General features: G+C 73.0%; 24 protein-coding genes. 13 read left to right on the top strand and 11 right to left on the bottom strand.

What is annotated here, in order from left to right:
- The 6 genes from ABZ860_RS20740 (at position 1) to ABZ860_RS20715 (ending at position 4,237) form a co-directional block, all read left to right on the top strand.
- The gene (locus ABZ860_RS20740; RefSeq protein WP_357222396.1) at positions 1–720 is read left to right on the top strand and encodes a DUF1707 domain-containing protein; all 720 of its coding nucleotides are present in this window, start codon (positions 1–3) and stop codon (positions 718–720) included.
- A 164-nt stretch (positions 721–884) separates the two neighbouring features.
- Positions 885–1,937 carry a ThiF family adenylyltransferase gene (locus ABZ860_RS20735; protein WP_357222394.1) on the top strand — a complete coding sequence of 351 codons (1,053 nt, stop codon included), beginning with the start codon at positions 885–887 and terminating at the stop codon, positions 1,935–1,937.
- An 80-nt stretch (positions 1,938–2,017) separates the two neighbouring features.
- Complete coding sequence (locus tag ABZ860_RS20730; RefSeq protein ID WP_357222392.1) at positions 2,018–2,140, top strand: hypothetical protein; 123 nt, start codon at positions 2,018–2,020, stop codon at positions 2,138–2,140.
- A 515-nt stretch (positions 2,141–2,655) separates the two neighbouring features.
- Positions 2,656–3,294, top strand: coding sequence for a DUF6879 family protein (locus tag ABZ860_RS20725; RefSeq protein WP_357222390.1), 639 nt, complete (start codon positions 2,656–2,658; stop codon positions 3,292–3,294).
- Between the two features lie 80 nt (positions 3,295–3,374).
- Complete coding sequence (locus tag ABZ860_RS20720; protein ID WP_357222389.1) at positions 3,375–3,503, top strand: hypothetical protein; 129 nt, start codon at positions 3,375–3,377, stop codon at positions 3,501–3,503.
- Between the two features lie 104 nt (positions 3,504–3,607).
- Positions 3,608–4,237 (top strand): DUF6879 family protein, encoded by a 630-nt coding sequence (locus tag ABZ860_RS20715; protein WP_357222387.1) that lies wholly within the window; start codon positions 3,608–3,610, stop codon positions 4,235–4,237.
- A 32-nt stretch (positions 4,238–4,269) separates the two neighbouring features.
- Here the strand turns inward: ABZ860_RS20715 and ABZ860_RS20710 are convergent, their stop codons facing one another.
- Complete coding sequence (locus ABZ860_RS20710) at positions 4,270–4,713, bottom strand: MarR family transcriptional regulator (RefSeq protein WP_357222385.1); 444 nt, start codon at positions 4,711–4,713, stop codon at positions 4,270–4,272.
- A gap of 74 nt (positions 4,714–4,787) precedes the next feature.
- Between ABZ860_RS20710 and ABZ860_RS20705 the strand changes: the two genes are divergently transcribed.
- Positions 4,788–5,774, top strand: a complete 987-nt coding sequence (locus ABZ860_RS20705; protein WP_357222383.1) for an alpha/beta hydrolase — start codon at positions 4,788–4,790, stop codon at positions 5,772–5,774.
- 17 nt (positions 5,775–5,791) lie between these two features.
- Here the strand turns inward: ABZ860_RS20705 and mug are convergent, their stop codons facing one another.
- Genes mug through ABZ860_RS20690 form a run of 3 tightly spaced genes read right to left on the bottom strand, consistent with a single transcriptional unit; the run spans position 5,792 to position 7,256 of the window.
- The gene (gene mug / locus ABZ860_RS20700) at positions 5,792–6,331 is read right to left on the bottom strand and encodes a G/U mismatch-specific DNA glycosylase (RefSeq protein WP_357222381.1); all 540 of its coding nucleotides are present in this window, start codon (positions 6,329–6,331) and stop codon (positions 5,792–5,794) included.
- A gap of 9 nt (positions 6,332–6,340) precedes the next feature.
- Complete coding sequence (locus ABZ860_RS20695; protein WP_357222379.1) at positions 6,341–6,844, bottom strand: cupin domain-containing protein; 504 nt, start codon at positions 6,842–6,844, stop codon at positions 6,341–6,343.
- A 40-nt stretch (positions 6,845–6,884) separates the two neighbouring features.
- Positions 6,885–7,256, bottom strand: coding sequence for a DUF4267 domain-containing protein (locus ABZ860_RS20690; RefSeq protein WP_357222377.1), 372 nt, complete (start codon positions 7,254–7,256; stop codon positions 6,885–6,887).
- 88 nt (positions 7,257–7,344) lie between these two features.
- On the opposite strand from ABZ860_RS20690, the gene ABZ860_RS20685 reads away from it, so the two are divergent.
- Positions 7,345–7,917 (top strand): TetR/AcrR family transcriptional regulator, encoded by a 573-nt coding sequence (locus ABZ860_RS20685; protein ID WP_357222375.1) that lies wholly within the window; start codon positions 7,345–7,347, stop codon positions 7,915–7,917.
- Between the two features lie 72 nt (positions 7,918–7,989).
- On the opposite strand, the gene ABZ860_RS20680 is transcribed toward ABZ860_RS20685, so the two are convergent.
- Positions 7,990–8,586 carry a TetR/AcrR family transcriptional regulator gene (locus tag ABZ860_RS20680; protein ID WP_357222373.1) on the bottom strand — a complete coding sequence of 199 codons (597 nt, stop codon included), beginning with the start codon at positions 8,584–8,586 and terminating at the stop codon, positions 7,990–7,992.
- 105 nt (positions 8,587–8,691) lie between these two features.
- Here ABZ860_RS20680 and ABZ860_RS20675 point away from each other — a divergent pair, with 105 nt between their 5' ends.
- Positions 8,692–10,290: an MDR family MFS transporter gene (locus ABZ860_RS20675; protein ID WP_357222371.1), complete on the top strand. Its 1,599-nt coding sequence runs from the start codon at positions 8,692–8,694 to the stop codon at positions 10,288–10,290.
- Between the two features lie 119 nt (positions 10,291–10,409).
- On the opposite strand, the gene ABZ860_RS20670 is transcribed toward ABZ860_RS20675, so the two are convergent.
- The 3 genes from ABZ860_RS20670 to ABZ860_RS20660 form a co-directional block, all read right to left on the bottom strand.
- Positions 10,410–12,896 carry a polynucleotide kinase-phosphatase gene (locus ABZ860_RS20670; protein ID WP_357222369.1) on the bottom strand — a complete coding sequence of 829 codons (2,487 nt, stop codon included), beginning with the start codon at positions 12,894–12,896 and terminating at the stop codon, positions 10,410–10,412.
- Complete coding sequence (locus ABZ860_RS20665) at positions 12,893–14,536, bottom strand: 3' terminal RNA ribose 2'-O-methyltransferase Hen1 (protein WP_357222368.1); 1,644 nt, start codon at positions 14,534–14,536, stop codon at positions 12,893–12,895. The genes ABZ860_RS20670 and ABZ860_RS20665 overlap by 4 nt, the downstream gene beginning before the upstream one ends.
- Positions 14,537–14,602: 66 nt before the next feature.
- Entirely contained in the window at positions 14,603–15,520 is a 918-nt protein-coding gene (locus tag ABZ860_RS20660) for an LLM class F420-dependent oxidoreductase (protein WP_357222366.1), read from the bottom strand.
- A 92-nt stretch (positions 15,521–15,612) separates the two neighbouring features.
- On the opposite strand from ABZ860_RS20660, the gene ABZ860_RS20655 reads away from it, so the two are divergent.
- Positions 15,613–16,746 carry a hypothetical protein gene (locus ABZ860_RS20655; protein WP_357222364.1) on the top strand — a complete coding sequence of 378 codons (1,134 nt, stop codon included), beginning with the start codon at positions 15,613–15,615 and terminating at the stop codon, positions 16,744–16,746.
- A gap of 39 nt (positions 16,747–16,785) precedes the next feature.
- Here the strand turns inward: ABZ860_RS20655 and ABZ860_RS20650 are convergent, their stop codons facing one another.
- Complete coding sequence (locus ABZ860_RS20650) at positions 16,786–17,745, bottom strand: NADP-dependent oxidoreductase (RefSeq protein WP_357222468.1); 960 nt, start codon at positions 17,743–17,745, stop codon at positions 16,786–16,788.
- 122 nt (positions 17,746–17,867) lie between these two features.
- Between ABZ860_RS20650 and ABZ860_RS20645 the strand changes: the two genes are divergently transcribed.
- Positions 17,868–18,434: a TetR/AcrR family transcriptional regulator gene (locus ABZ860_RS20645; RefSeq protein WP_357222362.1), complete on the top strand. Its 567-nt coding sequence runs from the start codon at positions 17,868–17,870 to the stop codon at positions 18,432–18,434.
- A 13-nt stretch (positions 18,435–18,447) separates the two neighbouring features.
- On the opposite strand, the gene ABZ860_RS20640 is transcribed toward ABZ860_RS20645, so the two are convergent.
- Positions 18,448–19,716, bottom strand: a complete 1,269-nt coding sequence (locus ABZ860_RS20640; RefSeq protein ID WP_357222360.1) for a class I SAM-dependent RNA methyltransferase — start codon at positions 19,714–19,716, stop codon at positions 18,448–18,450.
- On the bottom strand, positions 19,713–21,755 hold the full coding sequence (locus tag ABZ860_RS20635; protein WP_357222359.1) for an APC family permease: 2,043 nt from the start codon (positions 21,753–21,755) through the stop codon (positions 19,713–19,715). Before ABZ860_RS20635 ends, ABZ860_RS20640 begins: the two co-directional genes overlap by 4 nt.
- 106 nt (positions 21,756–21,861) lie before the next feature.
- On the opposite strand from ABZ860_RS20635, the gene ABZ860_RS20630 reads away from it, so the two are divergent.
- Complete coding sequence (locus ABZ860_RS20630; RefSeq protein ID WP_357222357.1) at positions 21,862–22,530, top strand: TrkA family potassium uptake protein; 669 nt, start codon at positions 21,862–21,864, stop codon at positions 22,528–22,530.
- Positions 22,530–23,198 (top strand): TrkA family potassium uptake protein, encoded by a 669-nt coding sequence (locus tag ABZ860_RS20625; RefSeq protein WP_079319352.1) that lies wholly within the window; start codon positions 22,530–22,532, stop codon positions 23,196–23,198. The genes ABZ860_RS20630 and ABZ860_RS20625 overlap by 1 nt, the downstream gene beginning before the upstream one ends.
- The last annotated feature ends 23 nt before the right edge of the window (positions 23,199–23,221 follow it).

Raw genomic sequence — 23,221 nt, 5'->3', positions numbered from 1 at the left:
ATGGTCTCCCCCGACGAGCCCGCCGCCGCAGGCGGCGCACACGCCTCCCGCGGCGGCGAGACGCCGGACTCCGGCTCGGCGGGCCAGACCCCGCCGAGCGGTCCGGCGCACGGCGGGCTGCGGATCGGCGACCGGGAGCGCGACGAGGTGACGCGGCTCCTGCACGACGCGTTCGCGCAGGGCCGCATCACCCGCGAGGAGCTCGACGAGCGCCTCGACGCGACGCTCTCGGCGCGCAGGGCCGAGGACCTGCGGCGGGTGACCGCCGACCTGCCCGGCGCGTGGCAGGGCGACGCCTGGACGGGGGGTGCGCCGGGCGGCACCTGGGGCGGCCGCCGGGCCGGCGACGCGCGGGCCGGAGGCCCGTGGCACCCGGGCTTCCCGTCCGCCGGCGTGCCCGGTTTCCCGGGCTCTCCGGTCAGCGCGCACCCCGGGCCGTACGGCCCGGGCGGCCCCTTCCGGCCCGTCGGCGGCCCGAACTGGGCACACGGCAACTGGGCACACGGCAACTGGGGGCACGGGATGGTCCCGCGGCGGCACGGCCGGCGCCCGCATCCGGCGGTGTTCCTCATCCCGGTGGCCGCGGTCGTCTTCCTGGCGGCCGGGCCGATGTGGCCGCCGTTCCTGGTGTTCAAGCTCCTGCTCGTCGCGCTGCTGGTGAAGGCGGTGCTCGGCCTGGGCCACCACCGGCGTCATCATCGGCACCACACGCGGCACTGACATCCGGCACGGCTCCGGCACAGGCATCCGGGTCTTGCGAATTGGAGCCCCAGGTGATGACTTCTCGGTAGGACCGCGTCGACGTCTGCCGAGGGGAACCGGGACACGTGCTGTTGCCACGGGTCAAGCGGAAGCACGAACCACACCGCTTCGATGACGGAACGGTGCGCATCGGGGGCGAGATCTACGGGCTGGCCACCGAGATCAGCGATCCGACGGGTGGCGCGTGGGCCGCGCTCACCCTGATGGACGGCACCCGGTCCCCCGCCGACGTCGTGGAGGCCGTGTGCCGGCGGCTGCCCGGCGTTTCCGCGATCCAAGCGTCGCGGATCGTCGCCGCCCTCATCGCGTCGGGACATGTGGAGGACGCCTCGGCCCCGATACCCGGGGAGCTCAGCGAACGGGAGCGCGAGCGGTACGACAGGAGCCAGGCGTTCTTCCATCAGGTCGACCTCGCGCCGGGACGGCAGGGGTGGGACGCGCAGGTGCGGCTCCGGGCCGCCCGGGTCGTGGTGCTGGGCCTCGGCGGCACCGGGAGCCACGCCGCGCAGGCGCTCGCCGCCTCCGGCGTCGGCCGCCTGCACTGCGTCGATGCCGACGTGGTGGAGTTGTCGAACCTGAACCGGCAGGTCCTGTACACGGAGGACGACCTCGGCCGCGCCAAGGTGGACGCCGCCGTCGGCAGGTTGCGCCGGCTGAACTCCGACATCGAGGTCACCGGCGAGCGACGGGCGATCGGCAGCGAGGCGGACCTGCTGTCCGTCGTGGCGGGCGCCGACGTCCTCGCGCTGTGCGCCGACGAGCCGAGGGAGCCCGGCATCCGGATCTGGGCCAACCGGATCTGCGCGCGCGCCGGCGTGCCGTGGGTGGGCGGAGGCTACAACGGGCCCCTCGTGACCGTGGGCGTCTTCGCCCCCGGACGCGGCGCCTGTTACGAGTGCCTGGCCGCAGGCGAGGCGCGCCGCCGCAGACCGGGTCTTCCGGTGGACCTCGGAGGACCGGGCGTGGTCGCCGCCTCGGCCGGCGTCTCGGGCCACCTGGTCGCCCACGCGGTGATCTCGCTGATCACCGGAGTGCCCGAGCCCGCCACCGGGACGGTCGTCGGATTGAACCTCATCGCACCGGACCAGCATGTCTGGGTCCGGCATCCCTCCCGCCCGGACTGCCCGGTCTGTGGAAGGCAGCGGAGATCGGCCGAGTCACATAAAGGGACTTGACCGATCATGTGCGACATCCGAACATTTAGGTGTTTTCTCGCGCGAGGTCCGCACCAACAATCCACAACAGAAGGTGCTCGATGACCCCTCAAGAGCAAAACCAGACCCAGCCGGAGGAAGCGGCCGAGCCCGCGGCCGAGATCGTGATCCGCAGGCTGGACAAGATCGAGACGACGGCCTTCAGCCAGGGGAACTCGACCTGAGGCAGGCCCCGGAGTGCCTGACAGAAACCGCCCGTCACCAGCGGCAATCCAGGTGGGTGCATCGCAAGGCGCGGAAGGAGACCGCGGCGGAGCGATGGGCCTTTTTCCCGGGTCCCGCGGAAATCCCGAGCCTGCGGGGAATCGTCGTGTGTGGGGTTTCGGGCCCCACGGAAAACGCGAGCCTGCGAGGAATTTTCGCGGACGGGGCGGCGATTTCGGACCCTGCGGAGATCCTGCGGAAAATCCGCGCCTGCGAGGAGTTCCCCACGGGTGCAGCGCAGCGAGGCGCCGCCCGGGCCACCCGCAGCAGGGCGTGATCTGTCAGGCACCGGGGACCTGGGTGGCTGCCGGAACCCGGCTGCCGGACCCTGTACGGCGACTCCGCCGCGTACGCCGCGCCGCTCGTCGCCGGGACCGCGCTGCCGCGCCTCCGCCTCGCCGCCGCGGTGACGATTCCCGCGGCCCCGAGCCGGCCCGGGAGCGCGCCGTGCCGCCCGGACTGCTGAGGAGGAACCGTGATCCCGAGCGATGTGTTCGACGACGTCAGGGCCGCCGACGGCGAGTTCCTGGGGCTGGATGCCTACCAGGCCGAGTTCGAGGAGGTCTACCGCGACGCGACGGAGGCGGTGTGGAAGCTTGAGCGCGCCCAGCACTTCCACGAGCCGTCCGTGCCGAGCTGGCGGGCCGCCGACGCGGGCGACTGGGCGCTGGCCGTCGAGCTCGTCGAGGAGATGCGGGCCCCGCTCACCGCGATGTACCGCGAGCGGGCCCCGTTCCGGCGGCTGCGCGTCGTCGAGCTGCCCCTGACTCCGTACCTGCAGTGGGAGGCGCAGATCTTCGCCGTACGGGTGGCGGCGGGCGAGGAGATCAGGGTGCTCGGGGCCTCGGCGGTCGCGCCCCTGGAGACCCGGGCGCCGCTGCCCGAACTGGTGGTCTTCGGCCCGGCCCTGCTGTATGAGGTGCGCTACGACGAGATCGGGGCCGCCGTCGGCGCCCGCCGGGTCACCGATCCCGGCGTCGTCTCCCCCTGCCTGTCCGCCCTGGTCTCCCTGTACGGCGAGGGCGAGGACCTGCTGCCGTTCTTCGAACGCGAGGTGGCCCCGCTGCCGCCCCCGCCCGATCTGTCCGACAAGCGTGCCGGAATTGGGCCTTGACCCCGGATCGGGAGCGGCCAACGATCGACATGTCGCCCTCGGGGGAGAGTCTGCGGCCACGCCGACGAACGGAGGGTGAGATGAAGCCGGCCGAGCCAGAACCCGAGGTGGTGCAGGAGAGCGAAGGAACGGCGGGGACGAGGCAGATCAGGATCAGGCTGCTGGACGCGACGGAGACGGCCGTGTGCAGCAACTCGACGGGGAACTGACTCACCAGACGTCCGCGGAAGACCCACGCGCGCCACGTTTCCGGATCCGGGCCTGAGCCTGGCGCGCTCCTACTAGCGATTCGGCTTCGGCCGAAGGAGACTTCATGCCCGGAGAAGCGTTCGAGCACGTCAGACAGGCCGCGGGAGAGGTGCTTCCCGTGCCGGAGTACCGGACCGAGCTCTACGACCACCTGCGCCGGATCGAGGGCGTGGTATGGAAGCTGGAACGCGCCCAGCACTTCCACGAGCCCGACACCCCGAGCTGGGTCGCCATGATGAGCGGAGACTGGGTCCGGTCGCTCGCGCTGATGGACGAGATGCGCTTCGCCGACGACCTGCCGCCCCGGGCGGAGCTGCGCCGGCTGCGGATCGTCGAGATGCCGCCGACGCCGTACCTGCAGTGGGAGATCGTCCTGCTCGCGGCGCGCACGCGGGCAGGTGAGCGGGCACGGGCGCTGCACGCCGGGTCCGTACGCCACCTGGAGGGCCGAGCGCCGCTGCCCGAGCTGCTGATCCTCGAGCGGGACCTGATGTACGAGGTCCTGTACGACGACATCGGCGCCCATGTGGGCGGACGGCGGATCACCGACACCCGGGTCGTCGAGGACTGCGCCAGAGCCGTCGCCGAGCTGTACGCCGACGCCGAGGACATGGTGGCCTTCCACGACCGCGAGGTGGCGCATCTGCCGCCGCCGGTCGCCCGGCGCATCCTGTCCCGCCCCGGCCACTCCTGAGACGACGCCCGCCCCAGCCGGCGGGACGGGGCTCAGGCCTCGTCCCGCCGGTGCTCCTCCAGCGCCGCGCGCAGGGTGGCGAGTGTCGCGGCGGTCCGGGCGAGGTCGGCGGCGGGGACGGCCGCGGTGTGCGCGGCCAGCTCGTTCTCCAGGGTCGGGCGGGCCGCGGCCAGGAGCCGGGAGCCCTCCGGCGTGAGGCTGAGGACGGAGGAGCGCCGGTCCTCCGGATGCGCCGCGCGCACGCACAGGCCCGCGCTCTCGAGCCGGTCGACGGCCTTGCTGACGGCTCCGACGGTGATCCCCACCTCGCGCACGATGTCGAGCACCCGGCACCCGGGGCGGCTGTCAATGATCTCCAGGAACTCGAACTGGCCCAGGCCGATGCCGTGCTCGGCGCGCAGCCGGTCGCTCACCGTGTTGTACAGCCGCGTCTCGACGCGGACGAGGTCGGTGAACACGCGAGTGATGTCGGTCACTTTTTCCCCATGATTGATTCAAAGGAATCATCTTCCTTGGAATCGAGTTTAGGGTCACATGTGCATTCCACGGAATGCATCCTCTCACCCTCGACTTCATGGAGGTCCGGATGACCCGCCGCCAGCGCGAGGCCGTCGACGCCCTGCACCGCAACGCCCCCGTCCACCCGAATCCGACCCTGGCGGAGCAGCGCGCCGGATTCGCCCTCGCCCTCTCCCGGCCCCTGCCCGGCGACGTCGCGGCGCACGAGACGGTGCTCGCCGGCCGTCCCGCGCTCGACCTGACCCCGGCCACCGCCACGGGCCGCGGACGGATGCTCCATTTCCACGGCGGCGGCTACGTCGTGGGGTCGCCAGGCACGCACGCGGGAGTCGCCGCCCAGTTGGCGCGCCGTGCCCGGCTGCGGGCGACCTCCCTGGACTACCGTCTGGCCCCCGAGCATCCCTTCCCCGCAGCGGTGGACGACGGGCTCGCCGCCTACCGGGCACTGCTCGACGCGGGCGTGCGGCCGGAGGAACTCGTGCTCGCCGGCGACTCCGCGGGCGGCGGACTGGCCGTCGCCACCCTGGTCGCGGCCCGCGACGCCGGCCTCCCCCAGCCGGCGGGCGCCGTGGTCTTCTCCCCGTGGGTCGACCTGACACTCGGCGGGGAGAGCATGCGCACGAAGAAGGACGCCGACCCGATCTTCACCCGGGAGGCGATCCAGGCGTACGTCACCCGCTACCTGCTCGACCAGGATCCCGCTCAGCCGCTGGCGAGCCCCGTGTTCGCCGACCTGCGGGGCCTGCCGCCCCTCCTGGTGCAGGCCGGCTCGAACGAACTCCTGCTGGACGACGCCGTCCGGCTCGCGGGGCGGGCGGCCGCGGACGAGGTGGAGGTCACGCTGCGGGTCTGGCCGCAGGTGCCGCACGTCTTCCAGCACCACTTCGGCCACCTCGACGAGGCCGACGAGGCGCTCGACGAGGCCGCCCGCTTCCTGTCCGCACGGGTGCGGGCCGGGCGCGAGGCACAGGCGGACCGGCCTCTGGCCTCAGCGGACCCCGGCGCGGGCCGCCCCTGACCGCCGCGGCCGATACGTCAGGCATTGAGCGGGCGCAGGCGGGTCATCTCGGCCGCGATGGCCTCCAGCCTCCAGTGGGCGTTCAGCCCGCTGGGGTTGGGCAGCACCCACAGCGCCGTACCGCCGACCGTCTCCTCCTGCGGGCCGACCCGGGCGGCGGGGCGCGCGAAGGCGACGCGATAGGCCGACACCCCCGCCACCGCCAGGACGCGGGGGCGGACCTCGGCGACCAGCCGCGCGAGCCGCGCGCCGCCCTCGCGGAGCTCGTCCGGGGTCAGCTCGTCGGCCCGGGCGGTCGCCCGGGCCACGATGTTGGTGATGCCCAGCCCGTACGACGGGAGCAGGTGCTGCTCGGACGGCGCGAGCCTGCGCGGCACGAGACCGGACAGGTGCAGCGCGGGCCAGAACCGGTTGCCCGGCCGCGCGAAGTGGTGACCGGTCGCGGCCGAGTAGAGGCTGGGGTTGATCCCGCAGAACAGCACGTCGAGCCCGGAGCCGAGCACGTCCTCGATCGTCGCGTTCCTGGCCGCCTCGAGGTCGGCCTTGGTGGGGGCCATGCCGTGATGCTAGTGCCGCCCGCTCCTGGTCGCGTTCCAGACAGAGCTGGTGCGCAGGTGGTTGTCGTAGAGCTCCTGGACCTCCAGGAGGGACTCCGGGGGTTGCGTGCCGTAGGCGATGCGCTCCAGCTGACGGAAGTATTCGAAGCGCTCCACGCCCGGGGTGATGACGATGAGGATGTCGGCGTCGCGGCCGGGGGCGGCGGCGAACGCGTGCGCGAGGCCGGGCGGGACGATGACGAGGTCGCCGCGTTCCGCGGTGACGACCTCGTCCCCGGTCAGGAGCTGGGCGGTGCCGTCGATCAGGTAGAACAGCTCGGCGGAGCCGGCGTGGTGGTGGGGAGCGGCGCCGTCCGCGCCGTCGGTGAGGGTGACGCGCTGGGCGGACAGGGCGCCGCCCGTGGCGCTGCTGTCGGCCAGCAGCCGGATGGTGGTGGGGATCCGGCCGATGACCTCGGCGTCGGCGGAGCGCACGATCACGGATTCGGCGAAGCGGGGGACGACCAGCGACATTGGGAAGTCCTTCACTGAGGTGGTGCGACGGGTACCGGGGTCAGACGGCGAAGAGCAGGGCGGCGTCGATGAGAACGATCACGGCGGTCGCGAAGTGGACGCCGAACGCGACCGCCCGGGTGCCGCCGTTGCGCAGCACGATCAGGGTGTCGCCCAGGGGCAGCAGGGCGACGATCAGCATGTACCAGGCCTCGGCGCGGGCGCCGGCGAAGGCCAGCAGGGCCAGGCCCAGCAGGCCGTAGCCCCCGTCACGCAGGCCCTTGATCGTGAGATAGGCGACGTCGCCGTCCTTCTTGGCCGGAACGCCGTAGCCGGCGGCCGCGGCGTGCGGCACGAGCAGGAAGCGGGCTCCGATGAACAGGACGAGCAGGTTGAGGAGGACGGCGAGGCCGTACGCGATGGGGGTGAGCATGTCTCTCTCCGAGAGCTAGCAGCGCTAGGAACGAAAACGACGCTAGCAGAGCATTGCCACAAACGCTAGCGCTGCTAGAGTTCCAAGCATGTCCATCCAGTCGCGCAGGGAGCGCGAGCGCGCCGAGCGCGAGAAGCTGATCATCACGGCGGCCCGGGAACTGGCCGAGGCCGAGGGTTGGGAGGCGGTGACGACCCGGCGGCTGGCCGAGCGGGTCGAGTACAGCCAGCCCGTGCTCTACAGCCATTTCAAGGGCAAGGATGCGATCATGGCGGCCGTCGCCGTGGAGGGCTGCGCCGACCTGGCCGTGGAGCTGCGCGCGGCCCGGACCGCGGCGCCGGACGCCCGCCGCGCCATCGCCGGCGTCGGCGCGGCCTACGTGGCCTTCGCCGACCGGCACCCGGCCCTCTACGACGTGATGTTCAACCAGGCCGTCCCGCTGCCGTTCGCCACCCCGCAGGCCCCGCCCGCCCTGCAGGCGGCCTTCGGCGAGCTGGCCGAGGCCGTCCGCCCGCACGCGGGCGACGACGACCTGGGCGCGCTGACCGAGACCTTCTGGGCCGCCCTGCACGGCCTGGTGACCCTCATGCGCGGCGGCCGGCTCCCACGCGAGCACCACGAGCTCAGGCTCGGGCTGCTCCTGGCCCGCTTCACGGGCTGAGGCCCGGCTCCTTCACGGGCTGAGGCCCGAGCCCCCGGCGCGTGCCGGGAGCCTGGCCGAAAGACCGCGGGCTCAGCCGAAAGGCCGCGCCATCTCGTCGAGGGCCTGCTCCATGATCTGGAAGAGCGGGCGGGCCTCCTGCTCCTCGATCCAGACGTGCGCCGCGATGCGCAACGCGACGAGGAAGGCGGCCGCCATGATCCGGGACTTCAGATCGGCGGCCGGCCCTCCCGCCCCGTCGCGGTCGGAGATCGCCTGGACCAGCTCCCGTTCCAGCGCGGCGTGGTTGGCGAGCTGCCGGGCGAGCAGGGACGGGTGGCGCCTGATGAGAGAGGTGCGCACCGCCCACTCCCGGTCGGGCTCACCCACGTCCTCCAGCTCGTCGCGCACGGCGCCGCGCAGCGCCTGCCAGCCCGACTCCCCCGCCGGCCGTTCGCGGATCGCCCGCACCAGGGACCGGACGCGCTCCTCCTCGCCGTACAGGAGGGCGTCCTCCTTGCTGCCGAAGTAGTTGGAGAAGGTCCGGCGCGAGATGTTGGCGGCCTCCACGATGTCGTCGACGGTGACGTGGTCCAGCCCGCGCTCCACGGCGAGCCGCAGCGTGGCCTTGTGGATGGCCTGCCGCGTCTCGGCCTTCTTACGCTCGCGCAATCCCGCCGTCGTCTCCATGGTGGGCTCAGCTTAGCCGCTCAAACATTGCCCAGTGCGCAAAGTTGCCCAGTGGGCATGTAACCTTGATGCAGTCGTCCTCACCCATCCGATTGGAGGCTGCGCGTGAGCGCACCCACGCTGCCGGAGACGGAGGCCAAGAGCCACCGGCAGATACTCGAAGCGCTGAGCGGCCTGCTCCTCGTCCTGTTCCTCGCGATGATCAGCAGCACGGTCGTGTCGGTCTCGCTGCCCCAGATCATCGGCTCGCTCGACGGCACCCAGTCGCAGTACACCTGGGTGGTCACCGCGGCCCTGCTCACCACGACCGCCTCGACCCCCATCTGGGGCAAGCTCGCCGACCTGTTCAGCAAGAAGCTGCTGCTCGAGATCGCCATCGGCATCTTCCTCGTCGCCTCGCTGGCCTGCGGCTTCGCCCAGAACACGGCGATGCTGATCGCCTTCCGCGCGGTCCAGGGCCTGGGTATGGGCGCCCTGCAGATTCTGGTCCAGGTGATCATCGCCGCCATGATCAGCCCGAAGGAGCGGGGCAGGTACAACGGCTACCTCGGCGCGGTCATGGCCGTGGCCACGGTCGGCGGGCCGCTGCTGGGCGGCCTGATCACCGACACGTCCTGGCTGGGCTGGCGGTGGTGCTTCTTCCTGCCGATCCCGTTCACCGCGATCGCGCTGATCGTCCTGCACCGCACGCTCGACATCGTCTCGGTCCGCCGCCCGGGCACCTCGGTGGACTACCCCGGCGCGCTCCTCATCGCCGCCGGCGTGAGCGTCCTGCTGGTCTGGGTCACCTTCGTCCGCAACTCCTTCGACTGGATCTCCTGGCAGACCTTCGCCATGGTCGGCGCCTCGGTCGTGCTGCTGGGCATCGCCGTCTGGGTGGAGTCCGTCGTCCGCGAGCCGGTCGTCCCGCTGCACGTCATCCGGCGGCGCACCCCGGCCCTCGCGATCCTCGCCAGTCTGGCCGTCGGCATGGCGATGTTCGGCGGCGCGGTCTTCCTGGGGCAGTACTTCCAGATCGGCCGCGGCTACAGCCCCACCGAGGCGGGCCTGCTCACGATCCCGATGATGTTCGGCGTGCTCGTGTCGTCCACGGTCTCGGGGCGGATGGTGTCGCGCAGCGGACGCGTCAAGCCGTACATCCTCGTCGGCTCGATCGTGCTCACCCTCGGGTTCCTGGCCCTGTCCACGATCGACCACGAGACCTCGCTGGTCCTCGTCGGCGCCGGAATGCTGGTGGTCGGCGCCGGCGTCGGCATGTCCATGCAGAACCTCGTGCTGGCCGTGCAGAACACCGTCCCCCTGCGCGAGCTGGGCGCCGCGAGCGGCGCGATCACCTTCTTCCGCTCGCTGGGCGGCACGATCGGCGTCTCGGTCCTGGGCGCGGTGCTGGCCAACCAGGTCACCGAGAACATCGCCACCGGCCTGGCCAAGGCCGGCATCCCGGTGCCCCCGTCCCAGAGCAGCGGCGGCGGCAGCCTCAACATGGGGGCGCTGCCCGAGCCGATCCGCACCATCGTGCGCGCCGCCTACGGCGACGCCACCGGCCACATCTTCCTGATCTCGGCCTGCATCGCGGTCGTCGGCATCCTCGCCGTGCTGTTCCTCCCGCAGGTGCGGCTGCGCGACAGCGTGGACCTGGCCGAGCCGACTACTGGGCCGGCCGCCGCCGGAGCGGACGCGCCCGCCGCGGCCGAGTCCCGCTGAGCCCTGCCCTCTCTGAGCAGGGCCCCTGTGCAGGGCCCCGAACCCGGCCCCCGGGTACGGCTCCCGTCGCGTGAGCGGGAGGCCGTGCCCGGGGGCCGTCCGGTCTCACAGGCGGCGTCTCATAGACGGGGATCGACCGGCTCGGACTCCAGTGCGAGGACGGCGAAGACCGCCTCGTGGATCCGCCACAGCGGCTCGCCCTCGGCCAGGCGCGTCAGCGCCTCCAGGCCGAGCGCGTGCTCCCGCAGCGCCAGCGACCGCTTCCTGCCGGTGAACCTGCGCCGCAGCACGTCGAGCGACTCGGTGTAGTCGGGGCCGTAGATGATCCGCAGGTACTCGCGGCCTCGCACCTTCACGCCCGGCTGCACCCGTCCCTCCTGGTGCTCGGCCGGTTTGACCACCATGCCCTCGCCCCCGGCCTCGGTCAGCGCCGTCCACCACGCGACCGCCGCCTCCCGCTCCTCCGGCGAGTCGAGGGAGACGAAGACGTGGCGGGTCGGCGTGACGAGCGGCGAGTCCATCAGGCCGAGCGTCTTCAGATGCCACTCGTGCGGCTCCTCCACCGCCGTCGCCCTGCCCTCGCAGGCGAGGACCTGGAACGGCGCGAGGCGTACGCCGTCGAGGCCCGAGACCGGCCAGCAGTAACGGGCATAGGCGTCGCGGAACCGGGCAGCGTTGTGGGCACGGCGGCGGGTGCGGTCGAGCAGAGCGCCTACATCCAGGCCACGTCCCGCCGCCATCTCCAGCGCCGCGACCGCCTCGGGCAGCGCCACCCGGGCGGCCGCACCCACCGAGGCGTACTGGTCGCGGATCAGCCCCTCCGCCTTGGCCGACCACGGCAGCAGCTCGCAGTCGAGCACCACCCAATCGGTCTCCAGCGCCTCCCACAGCGGCGCCGCCGCCTCGCGCAGCCGATCCACCAGTTCCGGCATGTGCTCGTCGAAGAAGGGCCGCCCGGTGCGGGTGTAGACGCTGCCCGCCGCGCCGTCGGCGACGCCGAAACGGCGGGCCGCGGCCTCCGGCGTCCGCGCCAGCACGGCGATCGCCCGCGAGCCCATGTGCTTCTCCTCGCACACCACCCGGGTCACCCCCGCCCGGGCGAACTCGTCGAACGCCTCGGCCGGGTGCTCCAGGTAGCCCTCCAGCGCGGAGGTCTCCGGCGGTGCCATGGTCGGCGGGAGGTAGACCAGCCAGCGCGGGTCCACGGCGAACCGGCTCATGATCTCCAGCGCGGCGCGGGAGTTCTCCTCCGCGATCCTGATCCGGCCGCCGAACCGCGTCTCCACGAAGCGGGTGCCGTCCACGTCGCCGATGTCCAGCACGCCGGGGTCGCGGGCGGGCGTGGCCGCGGCCAGCGGCCGGACCGGCTCGTACCAGACCTTCTCGGCCGGGACGGAGACGAGCTCGCGCTCGGGGTAGCGCAGGGCGGTCAGCCGCCCGCCGAAGACCACGCCGGTGTCGAGGCAGATGGTGTTGTTGACCCACTCCGGCTCGGGCACCGGGGTGTGCCCGTAGACGACCATGGCACGCCCCCGGTAGTCGTTCGCCCAGGGGTAGCGCACCGGCAGGCCGTACTCGTCGGTCTCCCCGGTCGTGTCGCCGTACAGGGCGAACGCCCGCACCCGCCCGGAGGCCCGCCCGTGGTAGGCCTCCTTGAGCCCGGCGTGCGCGACCACCAGCCTGCCGCCGTCGAGACGGTAGTGGCTGATGAGACCGTCCATGAACGTCCTGGCCGCCGCGCGGAACTCCTCCGGCTCGCCGGCGAGCTGCTCCAGCGATCGCTCCAGGCCGTGGGCGACCCGCACCTTGCGGCCGTCGAGTGCCCGCACCAGCTTCTGCTCGTGGTTGCCGCACACGCACAGCGCGGTCCCGGCTTCCACCATGCTCATGACCAGCCGCAGCACGCCCGGTGTGTCCGGGCCGCGGTCGACCAGGTCGCCGACGAAGACCGCCGTACGCCCCTCGGGGTGGACGGCGCCGTCCGGCCCGACCTCCCAGCCGAGCTTCACCAGCAGGGACTCCAGCTCGGCCCGGCAGCCGTGCACGTCGCCGATGACGTCGAACGGCCCGGTGAGGTGGGTCTTGTCGGTCCACGCCCTCTCGTACGCGATGGTCACGTCGTCGATCTCGTCGCCGCGCAGCACGTGGACCCGGCGGAAGCCGTCCTTGGCGATCTTGCCGAGCGACCGGCGCAGTTCCTTGCGCTGCCGCGCGATCACATGGGGGCCGAAGGCCCGGTCGGGGCGGGACGCGTTGCGGTCGCGGGCCACCTCCTCCGGCACGTCGAGCACGATCGCGTCGGCGAGCACGTCGTGCGATCTGGCCAGCTCGATGAGCTTCTTGCGGGCCTCCCACTGCACGTTGGTCGCGTCGACCACCGTGAGCAGGCCCCGCCTCAGGCGGATGCCCACGATGTGGTGGAGCAGCTCAAAGGCCTCGGGCGTGGCCGTCTGGTCGTTCTCGTCGTCGGAGACCAGGCCCCGGCAGAAGTCGGACGAGACGACCTGCGTGGGCGCGAAGTGCCGGGCCGCGAACGTCGACTTGCCGCTCCCGGAGATGCCGACGAGCACCACCAGCGACAGCTCCGGCACGCTGATCTCGGTCACGGCCGCTCCTCCCTCCTGCTGAAGACCGCCATCTGGGTGGGCGGGCCCACCTCGGGGTCGTCCTCGCCGACCGGCCGCAGATCGGCCGCGTAGCCGTACGTCTCGCAGACGCCCGCCACCCACCGGGCGAACTCCGCCCGGCTCCACTCGAACCGGTGGTCGGGGTGGCGGCGCGCCCCCGCGAGCAGCTCGTACCTGACGTTGTGCTCCACGTTGGGCGTGGTGACGACCACGTGTGCGGGCCGTGCCGTGCCGAAGACCACGCGTTCGAGCGCGGGCAGACGCGGTGGGTCCACGTGCTCGACGACCTCCATCAGCACCGCGGCGTCGTAGCCGGCCAGGCGCGCGTCGGTGTAGGTCAGCGAGCCCTGGAACAGCTCCAGCCTGGCCCGCTTGGCGTCGGGCATGCGCTCGGTGCGCAGGCGGCGCTTGGCCAGCGCGAGTGCGCGGGCCGACACGTCCATGCCGGCCACCTTGGCGAAGGCCGGCTTGGCCAGCAGCGCCGACAGCAGCTGCCCGGAGCCGCAGCCGAGGTCGAGCACGGTGCGGGCGCCGGCCTCCTCCAGCACCGCCACGACGGCCTCCCGGCGCAGCGTGTTCAGCGGCACCCGCTCCTCACCCGCCGCGGCGGGAGGCCCGTCGCCGGGTCCGTCGCCGGGGACCGCCTCGCCGTCCCCGCGCGGGGCGGCGTCGGGCGCGTGGCCGGGCTCGGCGATGCCGGGCTCGGTGATCTCGGGCTCGGTGATCTCGGGCTCGGCACCGGCGGATCCGGCAGCGGCGGGCTCGGCGATGCCGGGCTCCGCCTGCCCGGCTCCATCGGCCAATGCGGCGGAGGCTGCGGAGGCGGCGTCGTCGGCGCCCGGCTCCTCCTCCACCGGCGGGTCAAGGCTCTCCTCCACGTCGTCGCCGAGCTCGGCGAGACGGGCGAAGGCGGTGCGGGTGAGCGCCCACCGCCGGCCGAGATAGCGGCGGGTGATCAGCCCCTTGTCGGGATGGGCGGCCAGCCAGCCCTCTCCCGCACGGACGAGCTTGTCGACCTCGTCGCCCGCCAGCCAGTAGTGCTTGGCGTCGTCCAGCACCGGGAGCAGGACGTACAGGTGGTTGAGCGCGTCGGCCAGACGCACGTTCCCGCGCAGCGCGAGCCGTACGTACCGGGACTCGCCCCACTCGGGGAAGCCGGGGTCCAGCGGCACGGCCTCGGCGCCGACCTCCCAGCCCAGCGGCCCGAACAGCCGGTGGGCGAGATCGGCCCCTCCCCGGCACGGCAGCGCGGGCAGGCCGATCTCCAGCGGGATCGGCCCGTCCGCGAGATCCTGCCGGGAGGCGCACCGCCCGGCCCGCGCTGTACGGAACACGTCGGCGAGCGCGGACGCCAGCAGCGAGGACGCGGCGTACGGCCGGTCGTTGACGTACTGCCCGAGGGAGAAGTCGGGCGAGGACGAGCCCCGTGAACGGGCCAGCCGCACCGGGTCGACCTCCAGCAGCAGCGCCGCGGTGCACCGGTCCTCGCCCGCCTCGGGGTAGAAGACCCGCGCGGTGCCGAACGACTGCTCGAACTCCTGCACCCGGTCGGGGTGCTTGTGCAGGAGGAAGCCGAGGTCCGTGGCGGGCCGCAGAGTCGTCGAGATCGTGAGGAGCACCCGGCAAAGTGTGCCGGATGCCCCCTTCGACCGGCTATGGCTTTTCGAACGTGCGGCAGCGCTTCCTTACACGTGCGGGAGCACGTCGGCCGCGATCAGCTCCAGGTGCTCCAGGTCGTCCAGGTCGAGGACCTGCAGGTAGAGCCGTTCGGCGCCCATCTCGGCGAACCGGCCGATCTTGTCCACGATCTCCTGCGGCGTGCCCGCCAGCCCGTTGACGCGCAGCTCGTCGACCTGCCGGCCGATGCGGGCGGCCCGCCGGGCGATCTCCGCCTCGTCCCGCCCGGCGCAGACGACCTGCGCCGCCGACAGCAGGACGGTCTCCCGGCCCGCGGCGTCGCACGCCTGCCTGACGCGGTCGAAGGCCGCGGCGGTGTCCTCGGGAAGGTGGAACGGCACGTTGTACTCGTCGGCGAACCGCGCGACCAGCCGCGGCGTCCGCTTGGCGCCCCCGCCGCCGATGATGACGGGCGGCCGCGGCCGCTGCGCCGGCTTGGGCAGCCCCGGGGAGTCGGCCAGCCGGTAGTGCGCGCCCTCGAAGGAGAACGGCTTGGCCGCCGCCCACAACCCGGTCACGATCTCGAGCTGCTCCTCGAAGCGCTCGAACCGCTCGCCCAGGGAGGGGAACGGGATCCCGTACGCCGTGTGCTCCTCCTCGAACCAGCCGGTGCCGAGACCGAGCTCCACACGGCCACCGCTCATCTGGTCGACCTGGGCGACGCTGATCGCCAGCGGGCCGGGCAACCGGAACGTCGCGGCGCTCACCAGCGTGCCCAGCCGGATGCGCGAGGTCTCCCGCGCGAGACCGGCCAGGGTGATCCACGCGTCGGTCGGGCCAGGCGCGGGGTCGCCGTCGCCCATCCGCAGATAGTGGTCGGACCGGAAGAACGCGTCGAACCCGAGCCGCTCGGCCGCCTGCGCAACCCTGAGCAGATCGTCGTAGCTCGCCCCCTGCTGGGGTTCGGTGAAGATCCTCAATTTCATCCGTCCATTATCCCCGCCCCCGCGTCCGCGGCTTGCTAGAGTGCGAGCCGCCTGTGCGCAACGTGGTCGCATCGCAACTCAGGGTGGTGAGCGTGGACTCCGCACGTCATTCCCGCGAAGCGGGCCGCCCCCCGCGCTCCCTCGTCCTCCTGGCGTCGGCCGCGCTCGTCGCGGGCACCGGCGCGGCGCTGTGGGTGCTGCCCGCCGCCCCGCCCGGCGGCTGGGACACCAGGCCCGGCGCCACGACCACCCCTGCCCCGGCCTCACCGGTGCCGGAGACGCTGGTCGCCGCCCGGCAGACGGTCGCCTCGCCGCCCCCGCCCGCCGCCGCTGCCCCCGGGGACGAATCCGCGGACGAACCCGCGGTTCATTACCGGGGATTTCTCGACGCCGCCGGAGAGCCGCACCCCGAACTGCTGCGGGCGGGCGTCCGCGCGTTCGCCATCGGTCACGTCGTCGCCGGCCCGGGCGGCTGCGCTCCCCACTGGGCGGGGGCGCGACCGCGGGGCGGGGACTCCGTCGCCGCGCGGATCGAACGGCTGCGGGCCGACGGCGGCGAGGTGTGGCCGGCGTTCGGCGGGCCGTACGGGCAGGAGCTGGCGGTCACCTGCACGAACCCGGCCCGGCTGCTCGCGGCCTACCGCCACGTCGTGACCGCGCTCGACCCTCCCGGCGTCGACTTCGAGGCCGGGGGGTCGGCCGGGCCCGCCGCCGTCCGCCGCCGCGCCGCCGCCGTCGCCCGGTTGCAGCGCGAGGCGCGGGCGCGCGGCCGCCCGCTGCGGGTCACGTTCACGCTCCCCGCCTCCCGGCGCGGCCTGGAGCCCGCCGACCAGGAGATGCTGCGGGCGGCCCGCGAGGAGGGCGCGGAGATCGAGTCCGTCGGCCTGCTCGTGCCGATCGCCTCCGGCGTGTCGAACCTCCACGACCTGGCCGTCGCCGCGCGGGCGGCACGCCTCCAGATCGCCGCGGCGCTGGACGTGCCGCCCGACCGGGCGTGGCGGCGGATGGGTCTCGCGCCGGTGCTCGCCGGCACCGGCGACCTCGGTCCCGGCGAGGCCGGGCGGCTGGCGGCGTTCCGCGCCCGCAACGGCCTGGGCTGGCTGTCCCTGCGGGGCGCCAGGCCGGCCGACGACGTCGTACGGATCCTGGCCCGGCCGTCGCGCCCCGACGCGGGCGTCGCCCGTCCCGAGGTCACGCCCGGCGCCCCTCCCGTCCGCCCCTGGTGACGAAAGCGAGTCCAACTCCACCCGCGGCGGGCTCAGCGATCACGCCTCCTGGTCGTGCTCGCCGTGAGCGGGAGGAGCCGCGAGGACGACCTTGCCCCGCCGGGGCCCTCTCGCCGCGGCCGCGTGTGCCTCGGCCGCCCGGTCCATGGGGAACACCGCCCGCACGGGAACGCGGAAGCGCCCCTCCGCCGACAGTGCGGCCGCGAGGGCGAGACCGTGCCGCCCGTCCGGCTCGCCGCCGAGCTCACCGCGCGAGATGGCGACCCCGAACTGGGGGCCGGTGAAGTCCGCGATGGTGAGGACCGATGCCGGCGCACCGGTGATCGTGACGAGTTCGCGAAGCGAGCCGGCGCCGGCGACGTCCAGCGCGAGATCGATCCCTGCGGGCGCGAGGGCGCGGACGCGCTCGGCGAGCCCTGGCCCGTAGGCGACCGGGACCGCGCCGAGCCCGGCGATGAAGGCGTGGCTGTCCGGGCGGCCCGTGCCGATCACACGGGCACCGCGGGCGATCGCCAGTTGGACGGCGACGCCGCCGACGCCGCCGGAGGCGCCGTCGACCAGGAGCGTCGTTCCCGCGCGTACGCCGAGCCTGTCGAGCGCCCGGGTGGCGGTCTCGACGCTCGTGCCGGCGGCCCCGGCCTCCTCCCACGACATCGAGGGCGGTTTGGCGGCCCAGAACGCCAGCACGGCGAACTCGGCGGCGGCGCCGCCCAGCCGCGAGACGTCGACGGCGCCGAAGACCTCGTCCCCGGCGGCGAACCCGGTGACGTCCGCGCCGACCTCGTCGATCACTCCTGCGGCGTCGACGCCGGGGATGTGCGGCAGGGGAAGCCGGTCGCTCGACGGCGCCGTGCCGGCGCGCAACGCGAGGTCGACCGGTGCGACCCCGGCGGCCTTGACGGCGATGCGCACCTCGCCGGGACCCGCGTGCGGTTCGGGGAATCCTCTGACGGTGAGGACCTCGGGGGGACCGAACCGGTCGAACAGCACTGCGAACATTTCCACCTGACCCGGAACATAATCACCAATCCGGCTGTTGCCGATTGGCCGTGGACCACGGTAGGCGGACGGACGGGAGCGGCCGTCTCGGATCGCCGGAAGTGAGAGGGGCGCGGACGACATTGACTCGGAAACCGCGGGCGGACGTGGAGCACAACCGGCGGCACATCGTGGCGGTCGCCCGAGCCGCGTTCGCCGCGGACGGGCTCGACCTGCCCGTGCACGAGATCGCCCGGCGTGCCGGTCTGGGCGTCGCGACTGTCTATCGGCACTTCCCGTCGCGACAGGACCTCGTCGGCGCCGTGCTCGCCGAGCAGGTGGCGGTGTGCCGCGCGCAGATGCGTGCCGCCCTGGACGACCCCGACCCCTGGCGCGCGCTGCGCGGAACCGTCCACCGGTTCGCCGAACACCAGGTGCATCACCGCGGGTTGAACGCGGCGCTGCTCGGTTCCCACCCCGCGGGCGCAGCCTTCGCCGGGCAGCGCCGCGCACAGGTCCGAGGGCTCGAGCAGCTCGTCGAGCGCGCCCGGAGCGCGGGCGGCGTCCGTCCCGAGCTGTCGGCCGAGGACGTGCGGATCGGCCTGATGGCCATCGCCGCCTTCCGCGCCGGTTCGCCCGAGAGCGCGGCCGCGGGGGTCCGGAGGCTGGCGGGCCTCCTCGTCGCCGGCATGGCCCGCCCCCAGCCGTGAGGCGGCGCCGGGATCAGCCCCTGACGAGCAGCGCGACGCACTCCACGTGGTGGGTCATCGGATACTGGTCGAAGGCCCGCAGGTCCTCCAGCCGGTAGCCGTGCCCGGCGAACCAGGCGACGTCCCTGGCCAGCGTGGCCGGGTCGCACGAGACGTACACCACGCGCGAGGCCTCCAGACCGGCGACGCGCTCGACCACAGGACGGCCGAGACCGGCGCGGGGCGGGTCGGCCACCACCAGGTCGGCCCTTTCGATTCGCAGCCGGTCGAGCGCCTCCTCGACCCTGCCCCGCTCGACCTGCGCCTGCGGCAGGTCACGCAGGTTGAAGCGGGCGTCCTGCGCCGCCTGCGGCTCGGACTCGATGCCGAGCACGGCGCCCTCGGGGCCGACGGCCTCGGCGAGCCCGGCGGCGAACAGGCCGGCACCGCAGTAGAGGTCGAGCGCCCACTCCCCCGGCTCGGGCCGGCCGAGGTCGAGCACCGCACCGAGCAGCGTGGCCGCCGCGCCTGGATGGACCTGCCAGAACCCGCTCGCGGTGACCCGGAAGTCCCGCTCGCCCACCCGCTCGGTGAGCGAGGCCCGGCCACGCAGCGCACGCGTGCCCCGCCTGCCCTCGTCGAGCAGGACCGCGGCGTCCACATCCGGAACGGCCGCCCGTCGGTGCGGAACGGGTTCGACGATCACGGCGCGGTCGCCGCCGGAGGCGGCCACCACCTCGACCGAGGCCGCCCCCGGCCAGGCGAGGCGTTCCGCGCCGACCTCCTCGACGGCGGGGTGCGCGATGAGGCACTCGGTGACGTGCTCGATCTCGTGCGAGCGGTGGCGCCGCAGCCCTGCCGTGCCGTCCCGCTCCACGGCGAACCGCACGCGGGTGCGCCATCCGAGGCCGTCCTCCGCCCCCGGCACCTCCTCGACCACGACCTTGAGGTCGAGGCCCGCCAGGCGCCGGAACTGCTCGGCGACCACGTCGGCCTTCAGCCGGCGCTGCGCCTCCAGCGACGCGTGCTGCCAGTCGCAGCCGCCGCAGCGGCCGGGACCGGCGAACGGACAGGGCGGCGTGACCCGGTCGGGTGAGGGCTCCAGGATCTCGACCGCGTCGGCCCGCAGGAACCGGGCGGTCTCCTCGGTCACCTCGGCGACCACCCGCTCGCCGGGCAGCGCGTGCCGGACGAAGACCACCCGGCCCTCGTGCCTGGCCACGCACCAGCCGCCGTTGGCGACGGCGTCCACCGTCAGTTCGAGCCGTACGCCGCCCATGTCGGCCTCTTTCGTGTCGGTCATGCCTTGACCTGCGTGTCCTTCGAAGGGGGCTGGTAGGAACGGCGGGAGGCGCCGGGAGCGGACGGCTCCCTGCGGCCCTTGAGGCGGTCGGAGGAGGCGAGCTGGAACGGCACGCTCGTGACCATGACCCCGGGCTTGAACAGCAACCGCCCCTTGAGCCGCAGCGCGCTCTGGTTGTGCAGGAGGTGCTCCCACCAGCGGCCGACCACGTACTCGGGGATGTAGACCGTCACGACGTCGCGCGGCGAGCGCCGCCGCAGCGACTTCACGTAGTCGAGCACCGGGCCGGTGATCTCCCGGTAGGGCGAGTCGAGGATCTTCAGCGGCACCTCGATGCCGCGCCGGTCCCACTCCTCCCTGAGCCTGTTGGCCTCGTCGGCGTCCACGCTGACGGTCACGGCCTCCAGGCTCGACGGGCGGGTCGCCCTGGCGTACGCGAGCGCGCGGAGCGTCGGCTTGTGGATCTTCGAGACGAGCACGATCGCGTGGTTGCGGGCGGGCAGCAGCGACTCGTCGACCTCGTGCCCCTCGGGCGCGGCGAGCTCCTCGGCGACCCGGTCGTAGTGCCGCCTGATGCCCTTCATCATGAGGAAGAGCACCGGCATCGCGATGCAGACGATGTACGCGCCGTGCGTGAACTTGGTGGCGAGCACGACGACGAGCACGAGCCCGGTCATGACCGCGCCGAAGCCGTTGATCACCCGCGAGCGCATCATGTGGAAGCGCGCCCTCGCGTCGGTCTCGGTCCTCAGGTGACGGGTCCAGTGCCGGACCATGCCGATCTGGCTGAGGGTGAAGGAGACGAACACGCCGACGATGTAGAGGTTGAGCAGCTTGCTCACGTCCGCGTCGAACGCCCAGATCAGCAGGCAGGCCCCGGCCGCGAGGATGACGATGCCGTTGCTGAACGCGAGGCGGTCGCCCCGGGTGTGGAGCTGACGCGGCAGGTAACGGTCCTGGGCGAGGATCGAGCCGAGCACCGGGAAACCGTTGAACGCGGTGTTGGCGGCCAGGAACAGAATGAGCGCGGTCACCGCGGCGATCACGACGAACAGGAACGAGCCGTGGCCGAAGACGGCCGAGGCGACCTGCGCGATGATCGGCTGCTGGTAGTAGCCGGGCCCGGCCGGGTGCCCGTCGATGATGATGTTCGTGGCCACGACCGCCGGGTCGGTCAGCTTCACGCCCGACTTGAGGCCGAGGAAGATGATCCCGCTGAACATCGTGACCGCGATGAGGCCCATCATCAGCAGCGTCGTCGCGGCGTTCTTGCTCTTGGGCTTGCGGAAGGCCGGCACGCCGTTGCTGATCGCCTCGACGCCGGTCAGCGCGGCGCATCCCGACGAGAAGGCGCGCAGCACCAGGAACGCCATCGCGAATCCCGCGAGGTTGGCCTGCTGCCCGATGATGCGGTAGTCGGCGCTGGGAGCGCGCAGGTCGTCGCCGAGCACGATCAGCCGGAACAGACCCCACGCGACCATGCCGATGACCGCGATCATGAAGGCGTAGGTGGGAACGGCGAACGCGACACCCGATTCCCTGATGCCGCGCAGGTTCGTGATCGTCAGGAGTACGACGATGGCTATCGACACCAGAGGGCGGTGTTCGGCGACGAAGGGGATCGTCGCGCCCACGTAGTCGGCGCCGTTGGCGACCGACACCGCCACGGTCAGCACGTAGTCGACGAGCAGGGCGCTCGCGACGGTCAGTCCCGCGGTCGGTCCCAGGTTCGTCGTCGCCACCTCGTAGTCGCCGCCGCCGCTGGGATAGGCGTGCACGTTCTGCCGGTAGGAGGCGACCACCGTGAGCATGACGAGGACGACCCCCGCCGCGACCCACGGGCTGACGCTGTAGAGGGCGACCCCGCCGATCGACAGGATGACCAGAATCTCCTGCGGCGCGTACGCGACCGACGACAGCGCGTCACTGGCGAAGACCGGCAGCGCCACGCGCTTGGGCAGCAACTGATGGTGGAGCGCGGTGCTCCGCAGCGCCCGCCCCACGAGGAGCCGCTTGACAAGATCTGGCACCTTCGACACGTCTGTTGAGCCTAGTCCCCCGGCGCCGTGCCCGGGTCATGCGGTGTGCGGCAGTGGCGACATACTGTCTGCATTAGGAGACCGCCACAACCCACGGCGGGGGAGCATGCATATCGTGATCATGGGATGCGGACGGGTCGGGTCGACCCTGGCGCACATCCTTGAGGACAACGGGCACTCGGTGGCCATGATCGACCGCGACCCGCAGGCCTTCCGGCGGCTGCGGGCCGGCTTCCGGGGTCGCAGGGTCACCGGCATCGGCTTCGACCGCGACGTGCTCGAAGAGGCCGGCATCGCCTCGGCCGCCGCCTTCGTCGCCGTGAGCAGCGGGGACAACTCCAACATCATCTCCGCTCGCGTCGCGCGGGAGATGTTCGGCGTGGACAACGTGGTCGCCCGCATCTACGACCCCCGCCGGGCCGAGGTCTACCAGCGGCTCGGCATCCCCACGGTGGCGACGGTCCGCTGGACCGCCGACCAGATCCTGCGCCGGGTGCTGCCCGAGGGCGCCGAGCCCCTCTGGCGGGACCCGACCGGCACGGTCGTCCTCGCCGAGGTGGCCTTCCACCAGGGCTGGATCGGCACCCGGGCCAGGGTGATCGAGGACGTCACCGGCGCGCGCGTGGCCTTCGTCAACCGCATGGGCGAGGCGCTCGTGCCGAAGGACGCGACCGTGCTCCAGGAGGGCGACCTCCTCCACCTGGTCGCCGCCGAGAACGACATGGACCGCATCAACAAGGTGCTGTCCGCCCCGCCGTCCGACGAGGAGCACTGATGCGCGTCACCATCGCCGGCGCCGGAGCCGTCGGCCGCTCCATCGCGGCGGAGCTCCTGGAGAACGGCCACGAGGTCCTGCTCATCGACATCGACCCCCGCGCCATCAAGATCGACAGCGTGCCGCGGGCCGAATGGCTGCTCGCCGACGCCTGCGAGATCTCCTCGCTGGACGAGGCCGGTCTGAACAGCTGCCAGGTCGTGATCGCCGCCTCCGGCGACGACAAGGTCAACCTCGTGGTCTCGCTGCTCGCCAAGACCGAGTACGGCGTGCCGCGGGTGGTCGCCCGGGTCAACCACCCCAAGAACGAGTGGCTGTTCAACGAGTCGTGGGGCGTGGACGTCGCCGTCTCCACCCCGCGCCTGCTGTCGGCCCTGGTCGAGGAGGCGGTCAGCGTCGGCGACCTGGTGCGCCTGATGACCTTCCGGCAGGGCCAGGCCAACCTGGTGGAGCTCACGCTGGCCGAGGACGCCCCGGTGGTCGGCCAGCGGGCGGGCTCGGTGCCGTGGCCGGTGGACGCCGCCCTCGTGGCGATCCTGCGCGAGGGCCGGGTGCTGGTCCCCTCGGCCGACGACCCGCTGGAGGCCGGCGACGAGCTGCTGTTCGTGGCCAGCCAGGAGGTCGAGCACGAGCTCACCGAACTGCTGTCGGCCCACGAACGTCCCTGACCCGCACACGACTCAGGCCCCGG

Origin of the sequence: Microbispora sp. NPDC046973 (genome assembly GCF_040644495.1) — a bacterium.
Lineage (GTDB): Bacteria > Actinomycetota > Actinomycetes > Streptosporangiales > Streptosporangiaceae > Microbispora.
The sequence above is the reverse complement of the archived record's forward strand: the minus strand, read 5'-3'. Positions and strand labels throughout refer to the sequence as shown.

Excerpts from the sequence above, each read along its gene's own strand:
- ABZ860_RS20740 (WP_357222396.1), top strand. The coding sequence starts at position 1 with ATGGTCTCCCCCGACGAGCCCGCCGCCGCAGGCGGCGCACACGCCTCC.
- ABZ860_RS20730 (WP_357222392.1), top strand. The coding sequence starts at position 2,018 with ATGACCCCTCAAGAGCAAAACCAGACCCAGCCGGAGGAAGCGGCCGAG.
- ABZ860_RS20720 (WP_357222389.1), top strand. The coding sequence starts at position 3,375 with ATGAAGCCGGCCGAGCCAGAACCCGAGGTGGTGCAGGAGAGCGAAGGA.
- ABZ860_RS20715 (WP_357222387.1), top strand. The coding sequence starts at position 3,608 with ATGCCCGGAGAAGCGTTCGAGCACGTCAGACAGGCCGCGGGAGAGGTG.
- ABZ860_RS20705 (WP_357222383.1), top strand. The coding sequence starts at position 4,788 with ATGCATCCTCTCACCCTCGACTTCATGGAGGTCCGGATGACCCGCCGC.
- mug (WP_357222381.1), bottom strand. The coding sequence starts at position 6,331 with ATGGCCCCCACCAAGGCCGACCTCGAGGCGGCCAGGAACGCGACGATC.
- ABZ860_RS20695 (WP_357222379.1), bottom strand. The coding sequence starts at position 6,844 with ATGTCGCTGGTCGTCCCCCGCTTCGCCGAATCCGTGATCGTGCGCTCC.
- ABZ860_RS20690 (WP_357222377.1), bottom strand. The coding sequence starts at position 7,256 with ATGCTCACCCCCATCGCGTACGGCCTCGCCGTCCTCCTCAACCTGCTC.
- ABZ860_RS20685 (WP_357222375.1), top strand. The coding sequence starts at position 7,345 with ATGTCCATCCAGTCGCGCAGGGAGCGCGAGCGCGCCGAGCGCGAGAAG.
- ABZ860_RS20680 (WP_357222373.1), bottom strand. The coding sequence starts at position 8,586 with ATGGAGACGACGGCGGGATTGCGCGAGCGTAAGAAGGCCGAGACGCGG.
- ABZ860_RS20660 (WP_357222366.1), bottom strand. The coding sequence starts at position 15,520 with ATGAAATTGAGGATCTTCACCGAACCCCAGCAGGGGGCGAGCTACGAC.
- ABZ860_RS20650 (WP_357222468.1), bottom strand. The coding sequence starts at position 17,745 with ATGTTCGCAGTGCTGTTCGACCGGTTCGGTCCCCCCGAGGTCCTCACC.
- ABZ860_RS20640 (WP_357222360.1), bottom strand. The coding sequence starts at position 19,716 with ATGACCGACACGAAAGAGGCCGACATGGGCGGCGTACGGCTCGAACTG.
- ABZ860_RS20630 (WP_357222357.1), top strand. The coding sequence starts at position 21,862 with ATGCATATCGTGATCATGGGATGCGGACGGGTCGGGTCGACCCTGGCG.
- ABZ860_RS20625 (WP_079319352.1), top strand. The coding sequence starts at position 22,530 with ATGCGCGTCACCATCGCCGGCGCCGGAGCCGTCGGCCGCTCCATCGCG.